The sequence below is a fragment of the Geomonas diazotrophica genome (assembly GCF_018919385.1).
In the GTDB taxonomy this organism is placed as follows: domain Bacteria; phylum Desulfobacterota; class Desulfuromonadia; order Geobacterales; family Geobacteraceae; genus Geomonas; species Geomonas diazotrophica.
This window is the reverse complement of sequence record NZ_JAHLMF010000013.1, coordinates 1-21,627: the sequence shown is the minus strand read 5'-3', so window position 1 is coordinate 21,627 and position 21,627 is coordinate 1. Positions and strand designations below refer to the sequence as shown.

The following is a 21,627-nucleotide window of genomic DNA, read 5'->3' as shown; positions in this document are numbered from 1 at the left end:
TTCAAGCGGTAGCTGTGCTGGATTCAAGCTGTAGCGGAGCGTGGTAAATGGCCAAGAAAAGCATGGACGAAGTGAAGCAGCTCATCGACCTGGGCAAGGAGAAGGGTTTTCTCACCTACGAAGAGGTGAACGACCTGCTCCCCCCTGACATCGTCTCCTCCGATCAGATTGACGATGTGATGAGCATGTTTGGCGATATGGACATCGAGATCGTGGATTCCGCCCAAAAGGTGAAGATCCCCAAGATCAAGATGGACCTCGAGGAAGAGGAAGAGCACGAGGGGGGCGAGGAAGAGGTCGAGTTCGAGCCCGGCACCCTCGGCCGCACCAGCGACCCCGTGCGCATGTACCTGCGCGAGATGGGCTCCGTGTCCCTGTTGACCCGCGAGGGCGAGGTCGAGATCGCCAAGAGGATCGAAGTGGGCGAGCGCGACGTGGCCAGCGTCATCCTGAACACCCCGATCACCGTGCGCGAGGTCATCACCCTGGGCGAGCGTCTGCGCAAGCAGCAGATCGGCGCCATCGAGATCTCCAAGGACGTGGAGGAAGAGGTCCTGGAAGAGGGCGAAGAGGATCTGCAGGCGCTGCGTGTTCTCGGCATCATCGACGAGATCCACGAAATGTCCCAGCGTATGGAGCAGATCCAGACCGCGCTGGAAGGTAAGGTCTCCGCCAAGGAAGGCGAGGCGCTCAACACCGAGCACGGCGAGCTGAAGGTCAAGATGGCCGAGACCCTCAAGTCGCTGCGCCTCAAAGACCGCCACATCGAGAAGATCGCCCAGCGTCTGAAGGAGCTCTCCTGCAAGGTCGACACCGTCATGCAGGAGATCGCGGAACTGGAGAAGGAAACCAGCACCGTCAAGGACGTGTTCCTGGCCGCCTACGAAGGGCTGAAGAACGCTTCCGACGCCGACTTCTCCAAGAAGATGAACATGAGCCTGGAAGAGGGGCAAAAGCTCGAGAAGCGCTACCGCTCCAGCGAGGCGAAGCTCAAGAAGATCGAGCAGGAGTCCGGCTTCAAGGCGAGCGAGCTCGCCAACGCACTCCTCGCAATCGAGGAAGGTGAGCACAAGGCTAAGCTGGCCAAGAGCGAGCTGGTAGAGGCGAACCTCCGCCTGGTGGTCTCCATCGCCAAGAAGTACACCAACCGCGGCCTGCAGTTCCTCGACCTGATCCAGGAAGGGAACATCGGCCTCATGAAGGCGGTGGACAAGTTCGAGTACCAGCGCGGCTACAAGTTCTCCACCTACGCCACCTGGTGGATCCGTCAGGCCATCACCCGCGCCATCGCGGACCAGGCCCGCACCATCCGTATCCCGGTGCACATGATCGAGACCATCAACAAGCTGATCCGTACCAGCCGCCAGCTGGTGCAGGAGATCGGCCGCGAGCCCTCCCCGGAGGAGATCGCCGAGCGCATGGCGCTGCCGCTGGACAAGGTAAGGAAGGTCCTGAAGATCGCCAAGGAGCCGATCTCCCTGGAGACCCCGATCGGCGAGGAGGAAGATTCCCATCTTGGCGACTTCATCGAGGACAAGGGCGTGGTATCCCCCCTCGAGGCGGTCATCAAGGCGAACCTCTCGGAGCAGACTTCCCGCGTGCTCTCCACCCTGACGCCGCGTGAGGAGAAGGTGCTCAGGATGCGTTTCGGCATCGGCGAGAAGAGCGACCACACCCTGGAAGAGGTCGGTCAGGACTTCGAGGTCACCCGCGAGAGGATCCGGCAGATCGAGGCCAAGGCGCTCAGGAAGCTGCGGCACCCGAGCCGGGCGAAGAAGCTGAAGAGCTTCGTGGAGTAGTCACCAAGGCCGCACCGGAATCGCCGGCGCGGCCTTTTTCTTTTTAAGAACCAAAAAACGGAACCCCCCTTACGACCTCCCCCCTCCGGGGAGGAGCGTGAGACAGAGGTAAGCGATGAAGAAAAAAGCGGTAATCCTGTACAGCGGCGGGCTCGATTCGACCACCTGCATGGCCATCGCCAAGCACCAAGGCTTCGAGCCCTACGCCATGAGTTTCAGCTATGGCCAGCGCCACCAGCACGAAGTGGCCCTCGCCAAGCAGAACGCGCGCCCGATGGGAGCGGTGGACCACATGCTGGTCGAGTTCGACCTGCGCAAGATGGGGGGGAGCGCCCTCACCTCCGACATCGCGGTCCCCAAGGAAGGGGTGGGTGAGGAGATCCCGGTCACCTACGTTCCGGCCAGGAACACCATCTTCCTCTCCTTCGCGCTGGGCTGGGCGGAAACGCTTGGGGCCTTCGACATCTTCATCGGTGTGAACGCCCTCGACTACTCGGGCTACCCCGACTGCCGCCCCGAGTACATCGCGGCCTACGAGGTGATGGCGAACCTCGCCACCAAGGCGGGCGTGGAAGGGAAGAAGATGACCATCCACACGCCGCTCATCAGCCTCAGCAAGGCGGAGATCATCAAGACCGGCCTCACCCTGGGCGTGGACTACGGCAAGACCCATTCCTGCTATGACCCGACCGAGGACGGCGCCGCCTGCGGCCTGTGCGACTCCTGCCGCCTGCGCCTGAAAGGGTTCTCGGAACTGGGCGTCACCGACCCGGTCCGGTACGTCAAGCGGTAGTCCCGGCAGATCTACCATCATTCCACCGTCCCTCCCTCTCCTTTCGGGAGAGGGCCGGGGTGAGGGCGCCGGAATAGGCGATACCCTCACTCCGTGGCAACGCCCTCACCGAGGGGGAAGAACGGCTGAGGAAAAGGCATGAGCAAAGATATGGAGCAAAAGAAAGAAGGCAAGGCACTTTCCGACGTGCAGCTTACCCGCGACACGCGCAACATCCCGATCGGGAAGGTCGGGGTGAAGGACGTCTCGTATCCCATCGTGGTGATGGACAAGAACAAGAAGTTCCAGAACACCATCGCGCGCATCAACATGTACGTCGACCTCCCGCACCACTTCAAGGGGACCCACATGAGCCGATTCGTGGAGATCCTGAACAAGTACCGGCAGGACATCGCCCTCGACAAGCTCGAGGTGATCCTCGCCACTATGAAGGAGAAGCTCGGCGCGTCCAACGCGCACCTGGAGATGGAATTCCCCTACTTCGTGGAGAAGAAGGCGCCGGTGTCGAAGGCCAAGAGCCTCATGGAGTACACCTGTACCTTCAGCGCGTCGCTTTCCGACCAATTCGACTTCGTACTGGGGATCAAAGTGCCGGTCACCTCGCTTTGCCCCTGCAGCAAGGAACTCTCCAGCTACGGCGCCCATAACCAGCGCTCCATCATGACCGTACAGGTCCGCTACAGCGAATTCATCTGGATCGAGGATCTCATCGACCTCATCGAGGAGTGCGGTTCCTCGCCTGTATATTCACTGCTGAAGCGCGAGGACGAGAAGTTCGTCACCGAGCGTGCCTACGAGAACCCGCGCTTTGTCGAGGACATGGTGCGCGAAGCCACGGTGCGGCTGCTATCTATGGAGAATGTCACGTGGTTTTCCGTCGAGGCGGAAAACTTCGAGTCGATCCACAAGCATTCCGCGTACGCGGCGATCGAGCGAAAAAAGGGATAATGGGGCCGGCGAAGTCAACGGCTTGACTGTCTCGGTTTGTGGATAACTCTGTTGAAAAGCGGCAAAATTGTGGACAACTCTAGCTTTTAATCCTTCATTTAACTCTCTTAAGGTTCTCCTCTCTAATGAAGCGTGTACTCGCCATCTTCGCCAAGACGCCTCTGCCGGGACGGGTGAAGACCCGTCTTTCGCCCCCCCTCTCGCCGCGTCAGGCCGCCGAACTCTACCGCTGCATGCTACTCGACATCGTCGAGCGGGCGGCGGCACTTCCAACCGATATCGTGATCTTCCACGAGGGGAGCGCGGAGTTCTTCGAGAAGGCGGCGCCGGGCGCGGTGCTGGTGCGCCAGTGCACGGGCGGGCTGGGAGTGCGCCTGGAACACGCGTTCCAGGAGCTCTCCTCGCGCGGCTATGGCCCGCGCGTGGTGATAGGGACCGATTCCCCTGATCTGCCCCTGGCTTTCATCGAAGAGGGGTTCCGGAGACTCGAGCAGGGGAGCGAGGCGGTTTTCGGTCCGGCAGAGGATGGCGGTTACTACCTGGTCGGGGTGAGCGGAGGCTACGGTACCCTCTTTCGCGACATCCCCTGGTCCAGCGAGAAGGTGCTGGAGGCGAGCCTCAGGCAGGCGGCGGCTTCGGGGCTCGCCGCAGCGCTGCTCCCCTCATGGCACGACGTGGACAGTTATGAGGATCTCCTTCGCCCGAACCTGCTGGAGACGTCCAGCGGCGCGCCACGCACCCGCGCCTTCATCGCGGAGCTGGGCCTTGCCGCCCCGCTTGCCGCGAACGCGGTCTGACCGCACACGGTTGACAAGATTCCCATACCTGCTTTGATCTATGGCGTGGCGCAGACCGCGCCTTTCGTTTATCATCAGCACCTGCTTTAGAGGGGTTTACATGCCGCTTTCCCATATCCAGATCCTGAACGAGGTGTTCGGCTTCAAGTCTTTTCGGCCGCGCCAGCAGGAGATCGTGGAGACGGTGCTCTCCGGGAAGGACGCCTTCGTCCTGATGCCGACAGGCGGCGGCAAATCCCTGTGCTATCAGGTCCCCGCCCTTTGCCTTCCGGGCACCGCCCTCATCGTCTCGCCTCTGATCTCGTTGATGAAGGACCAGGTCGACGCCCTGCGCGAGAACGGGGTCGCCGCGGCCTGCTACAACTCGGCCCTGGGCGAGGCCGAGGCGCGCCGGGTGCTGGCGGAACTGCACGCGGGGGAGCTGAAGCTTCTCTACGTCGCGCCGGAGCGGCTGCTCTCCGACGGCTTCATCGACCGCATCAGGACCCTCCCCATCTCCCTCTTTGCCGTGGACGAGGCCCACTGCGTCTCCCAGTGGGGGCACGACTTCCGCCCCGAGTACGCGCAGCTCGGCATGCTGCGCGAGATATTCCCGCAGATCCCGATGATCGCCCTTACCGCGACCGCCGATGCCCAGACGCGCGGAGACATCCTCTCCAGGCTTGGGCTCCAGGATGCCACCTGCTTCTGCACCGGTTTCGACCGCCCCAACATCCGTTACAGCGTAATGGAGAAGAGCAAGCCCTTCAGCCAGCTGACCGCCTTCCTGTCCACCAGGAAGGACGAGGCCGGCATCGTCTATGCCCTGTCGCGCAAGCGGGTGGAGGAAGTGGCCAGGAAGCTCTGCGAGAGCGGGATCAAGGCCGCCGCCTATCACGCGGGGCTGCCCGACCGGGAGCGCCACGAGGCCCAGGAAGCCTTCCTGCGGGACGACGTGAAGATCGTCGTTGCGACGGTCGCCTTCGGGATGGGGATCGACAAGTCCAACGTCCGCTTCGTGGTGCACTACGACATGCCCAAGAGCATCGAGAGCTACTACCAGGAAACCGGGCGCGCCGGCCGCGACGGGCTCCCAGCCGATGCGCTGCTCCTCTTCGGTTACGGCGACATAGCGGTGGCCCGTGGGCTGATCGGCAACGGCGGCAACGAGGAGCAGAACCGGATCGAGCTGCACAAGCTAAACTGCATGGTGGGCTTTGCCGAGGCGCAGACCTGCCGCCGGCAGGTGCTTTTGGGCTACTTCGGGGACAGCCTGGCGGCGGGGTGCGGCAACTGCGACATCTGCGAGAGCCCGCCGGAGCGGTTCGACGCCACCGAGGATGCCAGGAAGGCGCTCTCCTGCGTCTACCGGGTCGGGCAGCGCTTCGGCATGGGGCACGTCATCGACGTGCTGCGCGGATCGCAGAACCAGCGAGTCCACGAGCTGAAGCACGACCAGCTTTCCACCTTCGGCATCGGGAAGCACCACTCCCAGGATGTCTGGGGCAACCTCTTGCGCCAGTTGATACACCTTGGGTACCTGGAACAGGATGTGGCCGGTTTTTCGGTATTGAAGCTGACGGAAAAGGCGCGCCCGCTGTTGAGGGGGGAGACGAAGCTGGAGTTGGCGAAGCCGAGGGATACCCGGGTGGTCGAGAAGAAGAGCGCGGCCAGGAAGCCCTCCTATGACGGCGAGCTCTTCGGGGAGCTGCGGGAGCTGCGCAAGCAGATCGCGGACGAGCAGCAGGTGCCGCCGTACGTGGTGTTCCCCGACGCGACGCTGGCCGAGATGGCGGCGCAGATGCCCAAGGACAAGTGGGAGCTCCTAAAGATTACCGGCGTGGGGCAGCACAAGATGGCGCGCTATGGCGATGCGTTCCTGCGCGTGATAAAGGGGCACCAGTCTACTTGATGACCTCGATCTGGTACCCGCACTTGGTGAGGTGCCGGGTCACTTCGTGGATGTGCTCGGCGCCGCGGGTCTCCAACTCCACCAGCACCTCGGTCTTCCCGATGGGGAGCGACTCGGAACGCCGGTCATGGGTGATGATGGAGATGTTGGCGCGCGCCTCTGCGATTTCCGCGGCGAGCCTCGCCAGCGCTCCCGGCACGTCGTCCAGCTCCACCTTCAGCTTCAGGTAGCGCCCCGCCGCCAGCAGGCCTCGCTCCACGACCACAGCGATGGTCTTCACGTCGATGTTCCCGCCCGATAAAAGCGCGACGGTCTTGCCGGTAACCTTCTTCACCTTCCCGTTCAGTAACGCCGCAAGGCCGACCGCGCCGGCACCTTCAACCATCAGCTTGTTGCGCTCCATAAGCGACACGATGGCGAGCGCGATCTCTTCCTCGTCCACCAACACGATCTCGTCGACGTAGTCCCGGACTATCGGAAAGGTGTTGCTCCCCGCAGTCTTGACCGCGATGCCGTCGGCAAGGCTCGCCCGGATCGGCACGGTGATCACCTCTCCCGCCTTCACAGCCTGACGCATGGAGGGGGCCGCTGCCGACTCGACGCCGATGACACGCACGTGCGGATGGGTCTCTTTTATGGCCCGGGCGATCCCGGCGATCAGCCCCCCGCCTCCGATCGGTACCAGCACGTTGGCGAGGTCGGGAATATCCTCCAACAACTCGAGGCCGATGGTCCCCTGGCCTGCCATCACCAGCGGATCGTTGAAGGGGTGCACGAAGAGGGCGCCGGTTTGCTCGGCCTGCCTCAGGGCGGCGGCGCAGGCTTCGTCGAAATTCTTTCCTTCCAGGACCACCTCCGCGCCGTAGTCGCGGGTGGCGAAGACCTTCTGCGGCGGGGTGCTTTCGGGCATGTAGACCACCGCCTTCACGCCGAGGAGGTCCGCGGAGAAGGCGACCCCCTGGGCATGGTTACCTGCCGAGGCGGTGATCACGCCGCCGGCGAGGGCGTCACGCGACTGCGCCGTCATGAAGTTGAGCGCGCCGCGGATCTTGAATGCGCCGGTGCGCTGCAGGTTCTCGCACTTGAAGTAAAGGGGAATGCCGAGTCGTTCGCTGAAGTGGTGGGCCTGGATCAGCTCCGTGCGACGCACCCTTTTTTTCAGCCGCTGGGCCGCGTCGAGGATCAGGTTGTAATCGAGCATCTATCTTTTCCGTTTCAGTTAGTGTGCGTGATCGTGGTCGTGGCCGTGATGGTGTCCCTGGCAAGCGCCGTGCGGGTGTTGATGCGGGTGCGCGTGGGCATGCGCCAGCGAGGCGGCTCTGGGGCGATGTCGGAATTGCTTGGCGCCCTGCGCCTCGGTGCAGCGCGCGCTCTCTACCTGCAGCGTGGTGTGGCTGATGTGGAAATGCTGGAACAGCTTCTCCTCGATCTTGCGCAGGATCTCATCCTGTTCCGAGTTGGAGCAATCCGGCACCACGACATGCGCGGAGAGGGCGATGATGTGGGAGCAGATGGTCCAGACGTTCAGGTGGTGCACCTCTGCCACCCCCTTCACCTCCTGCATGGCGAAGGCGACCTGTTTTATGTCGATGCCGCGCGGGACACCTTCCAGAAGGATGTGCACCGACTCGCGTATCACCCGCCACGATCCCCAGAAGATGATGAAGCCGATGCCGACCGATATGATGGCGTCGAGAAGGTACCAGTTGGTGAAGTACATGATGATGCCGCCCACGATGACGCCGACTGAGGCGGCAGCGTCGCCGATGACGTGCAAAAAGGCGCTGTGGACGTTGAGGTCGTCGTGCGAGTGCGAGTGGAGCGCGCCGGCGGAGAGCAGGTTCATGGCGAGGCCGACGGCGGCGATGATCAGCATCTCGAGGCTCTTCACGGCCTGCGGCTGCATCATGCGCTCCACCGCCTCGTAGCAGATGATACCGGCGATGAGAAAGACGGTGCTGCCGTTGATGAACGAGGCGAACACCTCGGTTCTGTGCCAGCCGAAGGTTCGGGTGTCGCTGACAGGATACGAGGCGAGCTTGATGGCACCCAGGGAGAGGAGCAGGGCGAAGAGGTCGAGGAACACGTGCGCCGCGTCGGACAAAAGGGCCAGCGAGTTGGTCCAGATGCCCCCCGCCAGTTCAGCCACCAGGGTCAGCGAGGTGAGCAGGATGGCGTACTTGAAGCGTCCGGTTATGCTCTGGTCCAGGTGGGTTTCGGCATGGGCGTGCATAGCGTATCTCGATGGGGTGGGGAGGGGCGAAGCCCCTCCCCTCCCGGTTAGAAGCTCAACCCGGCTTTGAGGGAATAGATCGGGCGCTGCTGGTATTCAACCTCGGCGGTGATGCCGACCAGGGGCAGCGGCGAGAACTTCACGCCGCCGAAGACGCGCGGCTGGAAGACGTCCTCGGACTTGAGGGTCGGGGCCAGTGCCTTCAGATGCCCTTTCGCCTCGCTGTTGACCCAGACCCCGCCCGCCCCGGCGTAGGGGGTCAGGATCAGGAATCCTTTGCTGATGGAGGCATCGATGCCGGCGGTCTGCAAGTCGAGATCGTTGACGCCGGAAAGCCTGCTGTAGGTGGCGCGCACGCCGAGAGCGGGCGTCGCCGCGGTCCCTTCGAGGATTGCCTTGCTCACCTCGATGCCCCAGAGCTTGATGTTGGAATCAGGAACATACGAGTACATGGCGCCGACGTCGATCCCCATGGGAAGACCTTTACGGGCGCGCAGCTTCGGGATCGCCAGGAAGGAAGGGGCGTCGTTTCGGTAGGCGGCGTTCCAGTAGCTGCTGTTGCTGATGTCGATCGCCGAGAGCTCAACGCCGATGTCGAACCCGGTGATCCCGAGCGGTTCAGCGGGTGCCACGTTCTTGTAAGAGATGGCGGCGCCCGCCTCCCTGGTCAGCTCCCGGAACTCCTTCTGGGTCAGCGGAGAGTTGAAGCTTATGTCTCTGGCCATGGCCTGTGCGGCGCCGAAAAGGGTGACCAACAGGGCGAGTAATACGGCGAGTTTTTTCATGTTCCCCTCGTTTTCATTATAGTGAGCAACGGTTTGAATCTTAGCAGAGCTCCCTACCGGGGTCAATCGCTTAGCCGCCTGGCGCCTTGCAATTTGAACTATATACTGTTATCTTTCCGGCAAAATTCTGTCGGAGGTCTGTACAAATGGAACCGATTCACCATCGTCTCATCATCTTAGGCTCAGGTCCTGCGGGTTTCACTGCCGCGATCTACGCGGCGCGGGCGAACCTGAACCCTGTCCTCATCACCGGGCTGCAGCAGGGGGGGCAGTTGATGACGACGACCGAGGTGGATAATTGGCCCGGCGACCCGGAAGGGGTGATGGGGCCGGAGCTGATGGAGCGGATGCGCCAGCACGCCGAGCGCTTCGGCACCCAGTTCATTTTCGACAACATCAACAAGGCCCAGGTGATGAAGCCCCCGTTCGTTTTGGAAGGGGACAGCGGCAGCTACAGCTGCGACGCGCTCATCATCGCCACCGGCGCCTCGGCGAAGTACCTGGGGCTCCCCTCCGAGCACGCCTTCAAGGGGAAGGGGGTTTCGGCCTGCGCGACCTGTGACGGATTCTTCTACCGCGGCAAGCCGGTTGCCGTCGTCGGCGGCGGCAGCACGGCGGTGGAGGAGGCGCTCTACCTCTCCAACATCGCCAGCCACGTGACCGTCGTGCACAGAAGGGACAAGTTCCGCGCCGAGAAGATCCTTGCCGACAGGCTGATCGAGAAGACCAAGAACGGCAACGTAACCATTGAATGGAACCACCAACTGGAAGAGGTGCTCGGGGACGAGTCCGGCGTCACCGGCATCAGGCTGCGCCACAAAAGCGGCTCCGACAAGGTGATCGACGTGCACGGCTGCTTCATCGCCATCGGGCACCAGCCCAACACCCACATCTTCGAAGGGCAGCTCGAGATGGACGAGGGATACATCCGCACCAACTGCGGCTACGAAGGGAACTCGACTGCAACCAGCACCCCCGGGGTCTTCGCCGCGGGCGACGTGCAGGACAGGAACTACAAACAGGCGATCACCTCCGCCGGCACCGGCTGCATGGCCGCCCTCGACGCCGACCGTTACCTGGAAATGCTGAAAGCCTGACCCTGCTCCTCCGCCCCCCCCCTCGCACAGCGGGGGAGGGGGGGCAAGGTGCACCTCGCGACACGCACGGCAGCGCAGACTACCCGCAGGAACTTACCCGAGTAATTTCACCGTTAGTTGGGGGTTCGGATGCTTGCCAAGGTTCTCGCCAGCGCGCTTTTAGGTATAGATGCCATCCTGGTCGACGTTGAAGTCGACATCGCCCAGGGCCTCCCCCAGCTAGCCACCGTCGGCCTCCCCGACGGGGCGGTCAAGGAAAGCAAGGACCGGGTCAAGGCCGCGCTCAAGAACTCCGGCTACGATTTCCCCAACCGCAAGATCACCGTCAACCTAGCCCCCGCCGACGTCAAGAAGGAGGGGGCCTCCTTCGACCTTCCCATCTCCATAGGCATCCTCGCCGCCACCGGCGCCGTCAAGGAAGATCAGCTCCGGCGCTACATCCTCCTGGGGGAGCTGTCGCTGGACGGTGGCGTCAAGCCCGTGCGCGGCTGCCTCTCGGTGGCGGTCGCCGCGCGCGAGGCGGGGCTGGCCGGCATCATCATCCCGGCGGAGAACGTCTGCGAAGGGGGTGTCGTCGAGGGGGTCGAGGTGATCGGCGTGACCGAGCTCTCCCAGGTCGTGGATTTCCTGAACGGCAACCTCGCGATCGCCCCGTTCCGTGCCGACGTCGAGGCGCTCTTCAGCCAGGGATGCGAGGCGGGCGACGACTTCTCCGAGGTTAAGGGGCAGGAGCATGCGAAACGCGCCTTGGAGGTCGCCGCCGCCGGCTCGCACAACCTCCTGATGATCGGCCCGCCGGGGTCGGGCAAGACCATGCTGGCCCGGCGCATCCCTTCGATCCTCCCCCCGATGCTCTTCGAGGAGGCGATCGAAACCACCAAGGTCTACAGCGTCATGGGGCTTTTGGAGCGGGACCATGCGCTCATCTCCTCCCGCCCCTTCCGTTCCCCGCACCACACCATCTCCGACGTCGGGCTCATCGGCGGCAGCAACACGCCCAAGCCGGGCGAGGTTTCCCTGTCCCACAACGGCGTCCTGTTCCTGGACGAGCTCCCCGAGTTCAAGCAGCACGTTCTGGAGGTGCTGCGACAGCCCATGGAGGACGGGCGGGTCACCATCTCCCGGGCGCTCTCCTCGGTCACCTACCCCTCCCGCATCATGCTGGTCGCCGCCATGAATCCCTGCTCGTGTGGTCATCTTTACATAGTGGTGTGATGTTAGACAGGTAATTTATCGAAAAGGTAAGTGTTTCAGGGCCAACCACCACAGTTTCTACAATTTCTCTCACAATTTCGGCTTTTTCCTCAGTTGTGAAGATATCCCACATTTTCATGAGGTTTTCAGCTTGCTGGAGTATAAAGCCGCGGTTGTTTATAGTTTCCTGCGCAATCGCGTTTTCCACCTCAATCCGGGATATGTCCGCTTCAATTTGCTCTTTCCTGTCGTTTAACTGCTGATACCGTTCTGTAAACACCCCCTTGCTGAGAGTCCCGTCGTGGAGTAGGTCGAAAGTTAGGTCGATTTTGCGGCGGATCGAGAGCAGGTCACGCTTGTGGCTTTGCAAGAGATCCTTCCTTTGGGATATCTTTTCTTCGTCGGCGGCTTTACTGAAAAGAACCTGTTCGGGGCTGACGACTATCGTTTTGATAGCTTCGAGAAGTTGGGCTAAGATCGCGTCCTCGTTTATTTTATTGCGGCAAGTGCGGCAAATATACCGCGGTGTTTTCATGCCCTTATAAGGAAGGACGTACATTTTAGTACCGCAGTGGCACCGCAGAAGCCCCCCGAACATATACGAGGTCTCCTTCGGGATGCCTTTCGATACCTTGCCTGCTCTTTCTCTAAAGACAGCCTGTGCGGCACCCCATACTTCAGGTGTCACGAGTGGCTCAACTTCCGTAAATACCCAGTCCTTTTCATCTTTGATTACCCACGACCGGCCGCCACCCTTGCTTTTGGTGTAGTTCGCGCGGCGCTCGCCTCTGTAAACCGGATCCACAAGCAAGCGTTTGAGAGTGGTCGTTCCCCAGGCGCTCTTCCGGGCTCTAAGCCCCTCATTGTTAAGCATGTTTGCAGTCGTCAGGACTTTCTTGGTTTCAAGAAAAAGTTGAAATGCTCGTCGTACTGTCGGCGCCTCAGCAGGATTCGGGACCAGACTTTTATCTAGCCAGTGATAGCCGAACGGGCCGATACCACCAGTAGGCAATCCGCGTTGAGCACGGATCGGGACGGATGCTGCTACTCGAGCTGAAATCTCCTCGCGCTCCCACTGCGCCAATGCGCCGATGACGGTGTAAAGAAGACGGCCGGCGGGGGTAGACGTATCAATGCTTTCCTCAATCGACACCAACGATGCGTCGTATTTCTGGAAAATATCCGAAATTTCGAGGAGATCTTTTGTGTTCCGGGCAAGTCTGGCCAATTTGCTGAAGACCAGGCCTTTTATTCTCCCGGCTTTGATATCCGCAAGCATTCGTTGAGCTTCGGGATGCTCTAGCACGGATTTACCCGAAACTCCTGACAAATCGTAGGTTTCAGCAATGTTCCACCCCTTAGCTTTGCAGTAATAAGTCGCTCGCTCTAGGTGCGTTTTGGGACTTTCGCCTTGGGCCTGCTCATCCGTTGAAACCCGCAGCCATATTCCAAAATCTAGATCGTTCATCTGTCACCTCAGTCCTGGTGTTGCTGGCCTGCCCAATACCTTCAGCTTCTCATTATTTTGAAAAGGTGGGGTTTGGGTACGAAAACATACACGTGTGAAGTCATCTTCGTCAAGCTAGAGCCGGAAATCGAAAAGCTAAAAACGCAGAAGATTTTGAAGATTGTGGCGAATGCACTGGCGAGACAGGCGGCTACACAAACTCATGCGCGAATACCCTCCCGAAGGGGGGGCAAACCTACCGTCTCACGAACCATTCAGCCATAGGGCGTCACCTATCAGGCCCGACTCGGTACATTGTCGGATAGATTAAAGAAGCTCTGGTAGACGATCACCAGGGCTTCTTTTTATTTGGCTAACCCGCAATACTCGATGGAGACATCCCGCCAATCAAGTTTCGTAACCCTGCTCCAGACAAAATCTGCGTCGGGGTGACTTCCCGGCGGCCCTACGAGCTGATAAAGCCTCCCTGATCTTGTAGTTCCGCAGCACGTATCACGGTCAAAACCCTCGATGATGGTACTCACTCGCCCTTCTTGGTCGTCGATGTTGTAGCCAACAAAAACTCGTCCCTTTGTAGTTTCCCTCACACTCCATCTTGCCAACCGGATTCGTGGCTGCTCGTTTACACCAGGAACCGCCCAGACTCCCCCTGACATTGCCAGCAAACCCACCTCTTTGTTTTTTTTGCTCATGCCGCCCTCGCTTTTAAAAACCTCAGTATTGTAGTTAGTTACGTGGATAAAATACCAGTTTTGGTATTTTTATACATTTAAAAACATATTTAATTATTGCTGTCCCGCACAATAGAGGCAAGGAAAAAAATAAAAAATGCATTTATGTCGTCATTTTTTGTGAAATATCAGGCTCTTATATATAGAGGCAGAAATCACCCGTCTAGGGGATAAACGGAGGAAGCGACAATGGCAATCGTACAGACAACAAATAAGGGTGTAAGCAGGCTGGAAGAGCAGCTCAAAAGATTAAGGGCGCAGGAGGCGGAACTCAGGGCGCAACTCCGTGCGGAACAGGAGGCGGCAACGGTAACGGTCGGCGAACTCGTCAGGGCGAACATGGACAACCTCTCAGTAAACAAGTCGCCTTCGTCGATGTGGCTGACCAGATCGTCACTCTCGACATCAAAATCGCCAAGCTCAGCAAGAAAAGGGCGAGTCTGGCCGCCGGGGTTAACAAGAAAGCCGGCGAAGTGGTAATGGACAACCTCGACATGCTGCCGACGGACCTGCGCATGAAGGTAGAGGTGCTGGCGGGTATTGAAGGTGAGCCGGAATTCGTGGAGGAGCAGTTCAAACTCGGCGAGGTGGTGCCGGGGCGGGTCCAGGATGGTGGTGCTCAGGAAGACCTCAAGGGCGAGTCGGAAGCTGTTAAGGAGGTTGCGTAATGGGAACCCTGAGCGTAAGGCGCGATGCTGAAACGGAGCAGTTGTTAAAACAGCTCATTTCCTCCAGGAGAGTGACAACATCGGACCTCATCTGCGAGATGATCGAGAAAGAAGCAGCTGGCGAGTTGGCAGAAACGATTAACTCCGTAAGCCTTGCAGTCGATGTCCTTCAGGGTCGGCTGGCGGAAATTGACAACGAACTGGCAAGCTTGCGGGCTGTGGGGGACGATCAAGAGCAGGTTTCTTCGAAAATTATTGTGTTTGCGACAAGGTCAGCATTTTTCAGGAACAAAAACCTGGAAGGCAAAGCCGGAAGCACAGGCGGCGTTAAATTTTGAGTTCGACTCATACGTGAAAAAAGTGCTTGAAGGATAAAGGAGGTAAGGTTATGCAGCTGTACGCAGTTATCAACACTGAAAACAACCCGCAATATGCCAACCAGCAGCCACACGACGACCAGGGGAGGCCGACACCATTCCCTATCCATCTCGATTTCGATACAGATCCGGCTTATCCGGTGTGCGGCGGCACCGGTGGACAGTACAAGCTCTTCGACGTCGACTTGTACTACCGTGCCGGCAGCGAGTGGCGGCAAATCAACCTGCATACCCGTTACGACAACCGCGATTACAAGCTGAGCGACGAGCCGGCGCGCTAACTACCTGTCACTACTTAACGTTTTCGGAGTAAAGCCTAAAAGGACTCAACGCCTCAATGAGGCTAATATTGCTGTAATGCGGCACAGCCAGGAGGGATGATGGGCAAAATCAAGGTAAAGGTAATCGTAGTAGCAGTAATGGTGGTGATGGCTTCAACGGTTTTTGCAAGTTGGCAGCAAGCAAACCAACAGGCAGCAGCTGGAGCACTGCAATAACCTGGTAAGCACATACGAGACGGCGCGAAGCAAGCCAGTAGCGAAAAGCCCGTGGGGCTCACCGGGCTTTTTTTGCGTCTACGTGCCCACCCATCTAAGAACAGCACCCCAAAGACCTCGGGCCGGCTATATGTGCTATTCCAATAGCGGTAAAAATTGCATTGGCTTCGAAAATATGCTATTAAGGTAGCATGAGTGCTAAACGGAAAGCCACAATCGAAATATTCATCAATGGCCGCTGGAGACTGGCGGCCGAGTTCGAACCTTACGCAAAGTCCCTCGGCCTTGGGTATCAAGGGGGCGGTATCCTCGAGTATGAGTTCGAATACGCTTTTAGCGCACTAAGCGAAAATGAGCTGCTCCCCAATATCGCCTTTAACTACCCTGTCACTTTTGGCGGCTTTGATACGCCTCGGTGGCCAGCTTTTTTGCTCGATATTATTCCTACTGGGGCCGGTCGCAGGGTCTGGCTCAAGCGAATGGGGCGTCGCGGCGATGGGCCTGAGGCCGATTGGTCACTTTTACTGCAGGGCGCTGGGAACCCTCCAGGAAACCTGAGAATAGCGGAAGCCGCCATGGCACCGGCGCCACCTCACGACGGGTTCACCCGGGAAGAAATAATCGATAAGAACGCGGATTTCATTGAATACGCCGAAGAGCGCGGTGCGGTTATGGCCGGAGCTACCGACGTCCAGGGAGACGCACCAAAATATTTACTGGAGCGCGATCACCGCGGGCGTTGGCACCCTTCGGGGTCTCTTCCGGACGCCGAGGTCGCAGATTGCTGGCTCGTTAAGTTCCCACGAGGGAAAAAGGAGAAAGATAGGACTGTTTTGAGGAACGAAGCACCATACCTCGAGGTTGCCAGAATGTTCGGGTTAAAGGTTGGCAGATCGCTTGAATTTTGCGATGACAGCCTCTTTATACCGCGCTTCGACCGAGAAGCACATTCCGGCATCCTGGAGCGCCACGGTTTGGAAACGGTCTGCTCGGCGGCCGAGGTGGCCGAATTTGGCAAACAGGGTAATCACCTGGTCTTTTGCGAAGCCATTGCGGATTCGTGTACCGACTACAAAGACGACGTCTTGGAATACGTGCGTAGGGACATCCTGAATTGTGCTTTGCGTAATACAGACAACCATGGAAGGAACACGGCTATCCTGAAACGCCGCGGTACGGCATCCCTCTCCCCAGTATATGACTTCGCCCCCATGTTCCTGGATCCTGAAGGAATACCGCGCGCGAGTAGGTGGCCTGTGGAACTGGAACCGGCCATCGGACGACCGGATTGGGCTGCGATCGAGGAAGCTCTCTCAGATATGTGCGACACCTTTGCTCTTCGCGAGGCCTTTGCTCAGGATGCTGAAACTGTACGGCGTCTACCTGAACTCATGGAGGGCTGCGGAGTGGAAGGGGAGGTCATCGAAGGGGTGGCCCGTCGCTGTGAAGAGATCGCTGAGGATCTGGCCAAGGCAGCCAGGAGGTAGATATGCGAAAAGTTAGGCGAAATAACAAAGATATTCAGGCGGAAAGAGAGGTTTTGTACGCTGAACTAGAACGCGGTGCACTAACATTGGGCCAGGCAACCAGGCGAATGCGCAAGATGATCGGTCTGACACAGGCGGAATATGCCACCAAAATTCTGAAAATCTTTCCGCGCGTACTGATGGACATAGAAAATGACCGGGGCAATCCGACGCTTGAGACGCTCGAGAAAGTCGCCAGGCCATTCAATCTGAAAATTTCATTTGTTCGCGAAAAACGTGAAATTACAGAGGCTTGATAGGATTAGCTTGTTGAGCTGATCCCATTTGTAATGGCATGCCCCTGGTAAGGCTTTGGTCAAAAACTTCTTTAAAAACGGAAATCAGGAAGCCGTTTTTTTTACGGCTCCGCCGTAGCCACCCTTGAAATCACATTCCTTACTGTTACCGCTGACCACTGGCGCTGGCGAGGAGTAGCATACCTCGCCACATTCAGATCCGCGGCGATCCCGCGCAGAGAGCGTCCATTTTGGCGAAAGGCAGCAATGATCGGGTAAACTCTCAAAGCAAACTCGTCTGCAGCCTGACGCCTCACCTCGATCGAAGCCTCTCGGCCTTTAGCTGAGATCTCCGGCTTTAAATTGTTGTGCCCCAATTTCACCCCTCTCGCTTTGGCAACCGCCAGGGCTGCTTTTGTCCTGTTCGAGATCATCTCTCGCTCGTGCTCGGCTACCGCGGCAAGAATGTGTAGAGTAAGTCGGTTGGCTTGGGGGAAATCGCAGGCAACGAACTCCACCCCCGACTCCATCAGCGCGGAGATGAAAGCGACGTTGCGAGCCAGGCGGTCCAGTTTGGCGACTAGAAGCGTCGCCCGGCGAAGTCGGCACTCCTCAAGGGCCTTCCCGAGCTCAGGTCGGTTCGTTATTTTGCCTGACTCGACTTCAACGAACTCGTGGAGGATTATGTCGCCTGGGCGAAGGTGTTTTTCGATAGCGGCTCGTTGTGCTTCGATGCCTAAACCATCGATGCCCTGCTTTGTGGTGGAAACCCGAAGATAAGCTACAAACTCCATTTCAACCTCAATTTTGGCTTGTGTTAAATTTGGCAAGGTCCGTTGTTACAGTTTTAACACCAGCTAAATGAAAAAACCCGCCGACGTCCAGACGGAGGTGACGGGTGTTGTTAGCGAGTTTTATAAATGATTAATCGTGTCAGGTCAACAAGAAACAACTAAATACAGCATTACCTCCCCCAGAAGAACAACTGATCACTTCACCAGGTGCAGGTGGCTTGCTTTCTCCGGCGGCACTAGGAACTCGGCGATGATAGTGGAGAAAAGCTGCCTGCTGTGACCAATATGTTCTTCAAGGGTAGAAGCAATTTCGTCGACTCTCACCGGCAGCCGATGCTCGCACCTTAGCCACAACACTCCCTGGTTATCCATGGGAACGCTCATCCTGCTTCCTTGGCAAATCGCCTCGAGCTCGTTGACCCGCTCGGCCAAGGCTGTCTGTAGTGTATCTATTTTTTCCACATCTTCAATTCGTGGCAAATCGATCTCCGTTACCACTGAGTGCTGATCCCTTTCGATGATGACGGTAGTCGGCAACTCTACGGTGACTTTTGCGTTGCCGGCGTAAATAACATAGGGAGTGGACATCAAAACCTCAGTGCCGTCCGCGTACTCCACCGCCTCGTTCTCGTACCCGTGCGTAGTGGCCCAACTTGAACAAACGGCGATGGTGCACCTGATGTAATTATTATGGCTCTTCGAATTTCGGTGTGGAAACTCAAAGGTGACAAAACCATCCCAACAAAAATATAGTGTGGATTTTTTGGGAAGTCCATGCGATCACTGACATCGGACCCTTCGTCCTCTCTCAACCACCTTGTCGCCAACGGCATCATCCTCCACGATCTCGATTACCTCAAGATGGAATTTCCGCCATGGAGCGAAGGGTTAGTCTCAACGAGCTGAGCGGACAACGATATGACATCTTGCAAGTTTTGTGGCGCAAGAAGGCATAATCCAACCCGCAGTTAAAACGCATCTCCCCACGGTCGCGATTGAGTCGTCGCATGGCGGTTGATGTGCATACCATCAACGCCGTCATCAAATAAAGGAGGAAGCAATGGCACGATTCACAGCACCAATTCGAGGTCACAAATCCGCAGCCGCCGCAGCGAACTGTCCTGCATGCAGCTTCCGCTATGGCGGCTACCGCAGCAGCTACAGTGGGGGCTACAGTTCGCCTTACCCATCGGGAAGCAGCAGCTACAGCGGCGGTGGAAGATCAATCGGGAGTGGTAGTTCAAGGCCGCGCTGGTCGCGCGCCAGTTCGTCCGTCTCGTACACGCCAGCTCAGGTTGCGTCGCTCACGCCGGTTCGTGAGGCTGTTGAGATACAAACGGCGGCTAAGCCAGATCTTCGAGATTGCTTCCTCTGCCATGCCTGGGACGACCGGCAAGGCGCCGCCAAGGAACTGCACGATTTGCTCGAGGCGGCTGGTGTCAAGGTTTGGTTCAGCGAGAAAGACCTTGGCCTTGGCGTTCCAATGATGCGCGCGATCGACAAGGGCTTGGCCGCCTCGAAAATCGGGCTCGTCCTAGTGACCCCTGCATTGCTCGCACGCCTCCCGAAAGAGGGCATTGCAGATAAAGAGCTTTCGACGCTCCTGCAGGGTAACCGGCTGGTGCCTATCGTGCATGGTACAACGTACACAGCGCTGCGCGATATCAGCCCCATGCTCGCTTCGCGAAGCGGCCTGGACACATCGGAGGACACAATGACGGTGATCGCAACCAAGATTGCCGAGCTGGTCGCCATCTGGAGCTGACAAGATAGAGAACAAGTTGGTACTTCAACTGTTCCTTGCGCTGGAATGAGTGACGTTCCAACCACGTTCTTGGACCTGCCCCCAAAACCAGGCAGGTCAAGGCAGGAACCGCTGGACGAGTACCAAAACATGAATAAAGATAACGACGACTACAAGGTGATTTTCGGAGGGGCAACCATCTCCAAGCTCGAAGCCAAAAGGGTAGGGGCTACTCTTATCTTGGGAATGATTGGTATCGTCGTCACTCTCGGGTTAACCCTTGGATTCCCGAGGAAGCTCGTTCATATTTCACCGATATTTTCACCGCCGTTGGCAACTGGCACCATGAGATCTTCAACTGGTGGGACTACAGGTTCACCAATGCCTTCACCGAGTGGCTAAACAACGGAATCCGCAAGGTCTATGACGCCGGCAACGGTCTGTCCTTCGAAGTGCTTAGGTTTAAACTGCTTTACACCAAAGGCACCCACACCTAATCCACACTCAAATTTGGAGACCCATTATTATCAGTAATCATGTTTTTATCCGATATGGCATAAAAGACATATTTTGCATTTATGCCATATTTAACATTCTGGTTATGCATTTGGCTCAAGCCCTGACGACATAGTCTTGGAGTTCGACCGCCGCGGGCTCTCGAGCCAAGTGCATAAGTTGATGTGTTGGTTCGGGACTTCACTCCCACGGATTAAATAAACTCTCCGTGCATCGTCCCATGTCTTTGACGTTCCGCGTCACAACAACCAGCCCCCAATTGATAGCCGTAGCGGCAATTAAGGAGTCCATTACCGGAAGCGTTTCGCCTCTGCTCGCTGAAGATCCCAGAAGTCTACCCCACGCCATGGCTGCATCCCTATCCACATCCAAGATCCTTCCCTTAAACCGCTCTGTCAGGTCGTCTTCGAGCCACCTCTGAAGTGTTTCCTTGCGCTCATCATCCGGTAGTTTACTGATACCCTTTTGGATTTCTCCTATGGTCAACACGCTTAAAAACAGGTTCTCTTCGTTACAGCCATCCAGCCAAACCACTACCTTTGGGTCTGGCTCTTTTTTGACCAATTCTGAAACCAGGCAGGTATCCAGCAGATACTTAACATTCACAGATCCACCTCCCGAGGCAGATCAGTGCTGCGCGTGAGATCGAGTTCGACATTGTGAAGGGGTGACTGAGCAAAAAAGGCGGATAGAGATGTTTTAGGCTTCCCAACCATCTTCCGGTACTCCTCGATGGAGATGACCACCGCTGCTGGCTCACCGCGAAGAGTGATGGTCTGAGGGCCTACGGATCGGGCCGAGTTCACCACCTGGCTCAGACGGTTCTTTGCATCCTGGAGTTGCCAGGATCCGACGTGTGGGGAATGTTTTTCATAATTTTTCATAGGGTTCTCCTCGATCTAGCCGGTCTAGCTAGATGTTATCATATTTTCGTTCAAATCCAAACAAAAACTGTTGGCAAACGCTTCAGGCGCATCGGTCAGTGTGTTGCCACGCCTCCGTGGCAAGGTCCACGGGCGCTTGAGCCAAGTGCATAACCAGATTTAACATAATTAACGGCCAGCCTTCAGCCCATACCTCGAAAGAAATTCCTCAACAACCGCGTACTCCTGGTCATTGAGATATTCGTGCCCATGTAGTTTCAGGACAGCCAATGCGAGCTCGCGGCCGGGAGTGTCATCGACGTGGACCGGTCCCGGATCCCGCTCTGCGTAGAATTCATCATCCTCGACGGCAATAACCTCGACGGATTTCATTGTCTGACGGAACATTCGATTGGCATTATCGTTTTTGACTAGGGTGCACTCAGCCTGCTGGCCAGCAGCTCGGCGATCGAGTTTAGACAGTAGTGTAAGCAAATTGCGCCGTGACAAGTAAATTCGCGATTTCACCCTCCACTAAACCTCAATCTGAAGTGGTTGCGGTTTTTGAGACAGGGTGATAAGCAATGGACCGACCTATTTCCAGAGGAGAGGTTCAATGCCACAACATCGCACCCGTCACAGCGCAGAATTCAAAGCCAAAGTAGCCGTT

General features: G+C 57.9%; 24 protein-coding genes. 14 read left to right on the top strand and 10 right to left on the bottom strand.

Annotated elements, in window-relative coordinates:
* The first annotated feature begins 47 nt into the window (after window positions 1-47).
* The 5 genes from rpoD (at window position 48) to recQ (ending at window position 6,228) form a co-directional block, all read left to right on the top strand.
* Window positions 48-1,799: an RNA polymerase sigma factor RpoD gene (rpoD, locus tag KOM00_RS14820; RefSeq protein ID WP_216499714.1), complete on the top strand. Its 1,752-nt coding sequence runs from the start codon at window positions 48-50 to the stop codon at window positions 1,797-1,799.
* A 115-nt stretch (window positions 1,800-1,914) separates the two neighbouring features.
* Window positions 1,915-2,592, top strand: a complete 678-nt coding sequence (gene queC, locus KOM00_RS14815; protein ID WP_216499713.1) for a 7-cyano-7-deazaguanine synthase QueC — start codon at window positions 1,915-1,917, stop codon at window positions 2,590-2,592.
* Between the two features lie 150 nt (window positions 2,593-2,742).
* Window positions 2,743-3,540 carry a GTP cyclohydrolase FolE2 gene (gene folE2 / locus KOM00_RS14810; RefSeq protein WP_216499804.1) on the top strand — a complete coding sequence of 266 codons (798 nt, stop codon included), beginning with the start codon at window positions 2,743-2,745 and terminating at the stop codon, window positions 3,538-3,540.
* Window positions 3,541-3,665: 125 nt separating this feature from the next.
* Window positions 3,666-4,337, top strand: a complete 672-nt coding sequence (locus KOM00_RS14805; protein WP_216499712.1) for a TIGR04282 family arsenosugar biosynthesis glycosyltransferase — start codon at window positions 3,666-3,668, stop codon at window positions 4,335-4,337.
* Between the two features lie 100 nt (window positions 4,338-4,437).
* Complete coding sequence (recQ, locus tag KOM00_RS14800) at window positions 4,438-6,228, top strand: DNA helicase RecQ (protein WP_216499711.1); 1,791 nt, start codon at window positions 4,438-4,440, stop codon at window positions 6,226-6,228.
* Here recQ and ilvA read toward each other — a convergent pair.
* Genes ilvA through KOM00_RS14785 form a run of 3 tightly spaced genes read right to left on the bottom strand, consistent with a single transcriptional unit; the run spans window position 6,221 to window position 9,246 of the window.
* On the bottom strand, window positions 6,221-7,429 hold the full coding sequence (gene ilvA / locus KOM00_RS14795) for a threonine ammonia-lyase (RefSeq protein ID WP_216499710.1): 1,209 nt from the start codon (window positions 7,427-7,429) through the stop codon (window positions 6,221-6,223). The two genes, recQ and ilvA, sit on opposite strands and share 8 nt — an antisense overlap.
* An 18-nt stretch (window positions 7,430-7,447) precedes the next feature.
* Window positions 7,448-8,461 (bottom strand): cation diffusion facilitator family transporter, encoded by a 1,014-nt coding sequence (locus KOM00_RS14790; protein WP_216499709.1) that lies wholly within the window; start codon window positions 8,459-8,461, stop codon window positions 7,448-7,450.
* A 47-nt stretch (window positions 8,462-8,508) separates the two neighbouring features.
* Complete coding sequence (locus KOM00_RS14785) at window positions 8,509-9,246, bottom strand: hypothetical protein (protein WP_216499708.1); 738 nt, start codon at window positions 9,244-9,246, stop codon at window positions 8,509-8,511.
* Between the two features lie 146 nt (window positions 9,247-9,392).
* Here KOM00_RS14785 and trxB point away from each other — a divergent pair, with 146 nt between their 5' ends.
* Window positions 9,393-10,343, top strand: coding sequence for a thioredoxin-disulfide reductase (trxB, locus tag KOM00_RS14780; RefSeq protein WP_216499707.1), 951 nt, complete (start codon window positions 9,393-9,395; stop codon window positions 10,341-10,343).
* 129 nt (window positions 10,344-10,472) lie between these two features.
* Window positions 10,473-11,558, top strand: coding sequence for a YifB family Mg chelatase-like AAA ATPase (locus KOM00_RS14775; protein WP_216499706.1), 1,086 nt, complete (start codon window positions 10,473-10,475; stop codon window positions 11,556-11,558).
* Here KOM00_RS14775 and KOM00_RS14770 read toward each other — a convergent pair.
* Together KOM00_RS14770 and KOM00_RS14765 are read right to left on the bottom strand one after the other, a co-directional pair.
* Complete coding sequence (locus KOM00_RS14770) at window positions 11,500-13,005, bottom strand: recombinase family protein (protein ID WP_216499705.1); 1,506 nt, start codon at window positions 13,003-13,005, stop codon at window positions 11,500-11,502. The two genes, KOM00_RS14775 and KOM00_RS14770, sit on opposite strands and share 59 nt — an antisense overlap.
* Before the next feature lie 344 nt (window positions 13,006-13,349).
* Window positions 13,350-13,697, bottom strand: coding sequence for a hypothetical protein (locus KOM00_RS14765; RefSeq protein ID WP_216499704.1), 348 nt, complete (start codon window positions 13,695-13,697; stop codon window positions 13,350-13,352).
* Between the two features lie 416 nt (window positions 13,698-14,113).
* Here KOM00_RS14765 and KOM00_RS14760 point away from each other — a divergent pair, with 416 nt between their 5' ends.
* From KOM00_RS14760 to KOM00_RS14740, 5 genes are all read left to right on the top strand, one after another.
* Complete coding sequence (locus tag KOM00_RS14760; RefSeq protein ID WP_216499703.1) at window positions 14,114-14,404, top strand: hypothetical protein; 291 nt, start codon at window positions 14,114-14,116, stop codon at window positions 14,402-14,404.
* Window positions 14,404-14,742, top strand: a complete 339-nt coding sequence (locus KOM00_RS14755; protein ID WP_216499702.1) for a hypothetical protein — start codon at window positions 14,404-14,406, stop codon at window positions 14,740-14,742. Before KOM00_RS14760 ends, KOM00_RS14755 begins: the two co-directional genes overlap by 1 nt.
* A gap of 50 nt (window positions 14,743-14,792) precedes the next feature.
* Window positions 14,793-15,062, top strand: coding sequence for a hypothetical protein (locus tag KOM00_RS14750; protein WP_216499701.1), 270 nt, complete (start codon window positions 14,793-14,795; stop codon window positions 15,060-15,062).
* 407 nt (window positions 15,063-15,469) lie between these two features.
* Window positions 15,470-16,765: a type II toxin-antitoxin system HipA family toxin gene (locus KOM00_RS14745; protein WP_216499700.1), complete on the top strand. Its 1,296-nt coding sequence runs from the start codon at window positions 15,470-15,472 to the stop codon at window positions 16,763-16,765.
* 2 nt (window positions 16,766-16,767) lie between these two features.
* Window positions 16,768-17,061 (top strand): helix-turn-helix domain-containing protein, encoded by a 294-nt coding sequence (locus KOM00_RS14740; protein WP_216499699.1) that lies wholly within the window; start codon window positions 16,768-16,770, stop codon window positions 17,059-17,061.
* Between the two features lie 101 nt (window positions 17,062-17,162).
* On the opposite strand, the gene KOM00_RS14735 is transcribed toward KOM00_RS14740, so the two are convergent.
* Together KOM00_RS14735 and KOM00_RS14730 are read right to left on the bottom strand one after the other, a co-directional pair.
* Window positions 17,163-17,834, bottom strand: coding sequence for a recombinase family protein (locus KOM00_RS14735; RefSeq protein WP_216499698.1), 672 nt, complete (start codon window positions 17,832-17,834; stop codon window positions 17,163-17,165).
* Between the two features lie 195 nt (window positions 17,835-18,029).
* Window positions 18,030-18,452: a hypothetical protein gene (locus KOM00_RS14730; RefSeq protein WP_216499697.1), complete on the bottom strand. Its 423-nt coding sequence runs from the start codon at window positions 18,450-18,452 to the stop codon at window positions 18,030-18,032.
* Window positions 18,453-18,894: 442 nt separating this feature from the next.
* Between KOM00_RS14730 and KOM00_RS14725 the strand changes: the two genes are divergently transcribed.
* Complete coding sequence (locus tag KOM00_RS14725) at window positions 18,895-19,599, top strand: toll/interleukin-1 receptor domain-containing protein (RefSeq protein WP_216499696.1); 705 nt, start codon at window positions 18,895-18,897, stop codon at window positions 19,597-19,599.
* Window positions 19,600-19,862: 263 nt separating this feature from the next.
* On the top strand, window positions 19,863-20,075 hold the full coding sequence (locus tag KOM00_RS21050) for a transposase (RefSeq protein ID WP_216499803.1): 213 nt from the start codon (window positions 19,863-19,865) through the stop codon (window positions 20,073-20,075).
* Between the two features lie 199 nt (window positions 20,076-20,274).
* Here the strand turns inward: KOM00_RS21050 and KOM00_RS14715 are convergent, their stop codons facing one another.
* From KOM00_RS14715 to KOM00_RS14705, 3 genes are all read right to left on the bottom strand, one after another.
* A complete protein-coding gene (locus KOM00_RS14715; RefSeq protein WP_216499695.1) occupies window positions 20,275-20,700 on the bottom strand; it encodes a type II toxin-antitoxin system VapC family toxin in 426 nt (141 codons plus the stop codon).
* The gene (locus KOM00_RS14710; RefSeq protein WP_216499694.1) at window positions 20,697-20,978 is read right to left on the bottom strand and encodes a type II toxin-antitoxin system Phd/YefM family antitoxin; all 282 of its coding nucleotides are present in this window, start codon (window positions 20,976-20,978) and stop codon (window positions 20,697-20,699) included. Before KOM00_RS14710 ends, KOM00_RS14715 begins: the two co-directional genes overlap by 4 nt.
* Window positions 20,979-21,146: 168 nt before the next feature.
* Window positions 21,147-21,350, bottom strand: coding sequence for a hypothetical protein (locus KOM00_RS14705; protein WP_216499693.1), 204 nt, complete (start codon window positions 21,348-21,350; stop codon window positions 21,147-21,149).
* Between the last annotated feature and the right edge of the window lie 277 nt (window positions 21,351-21,627).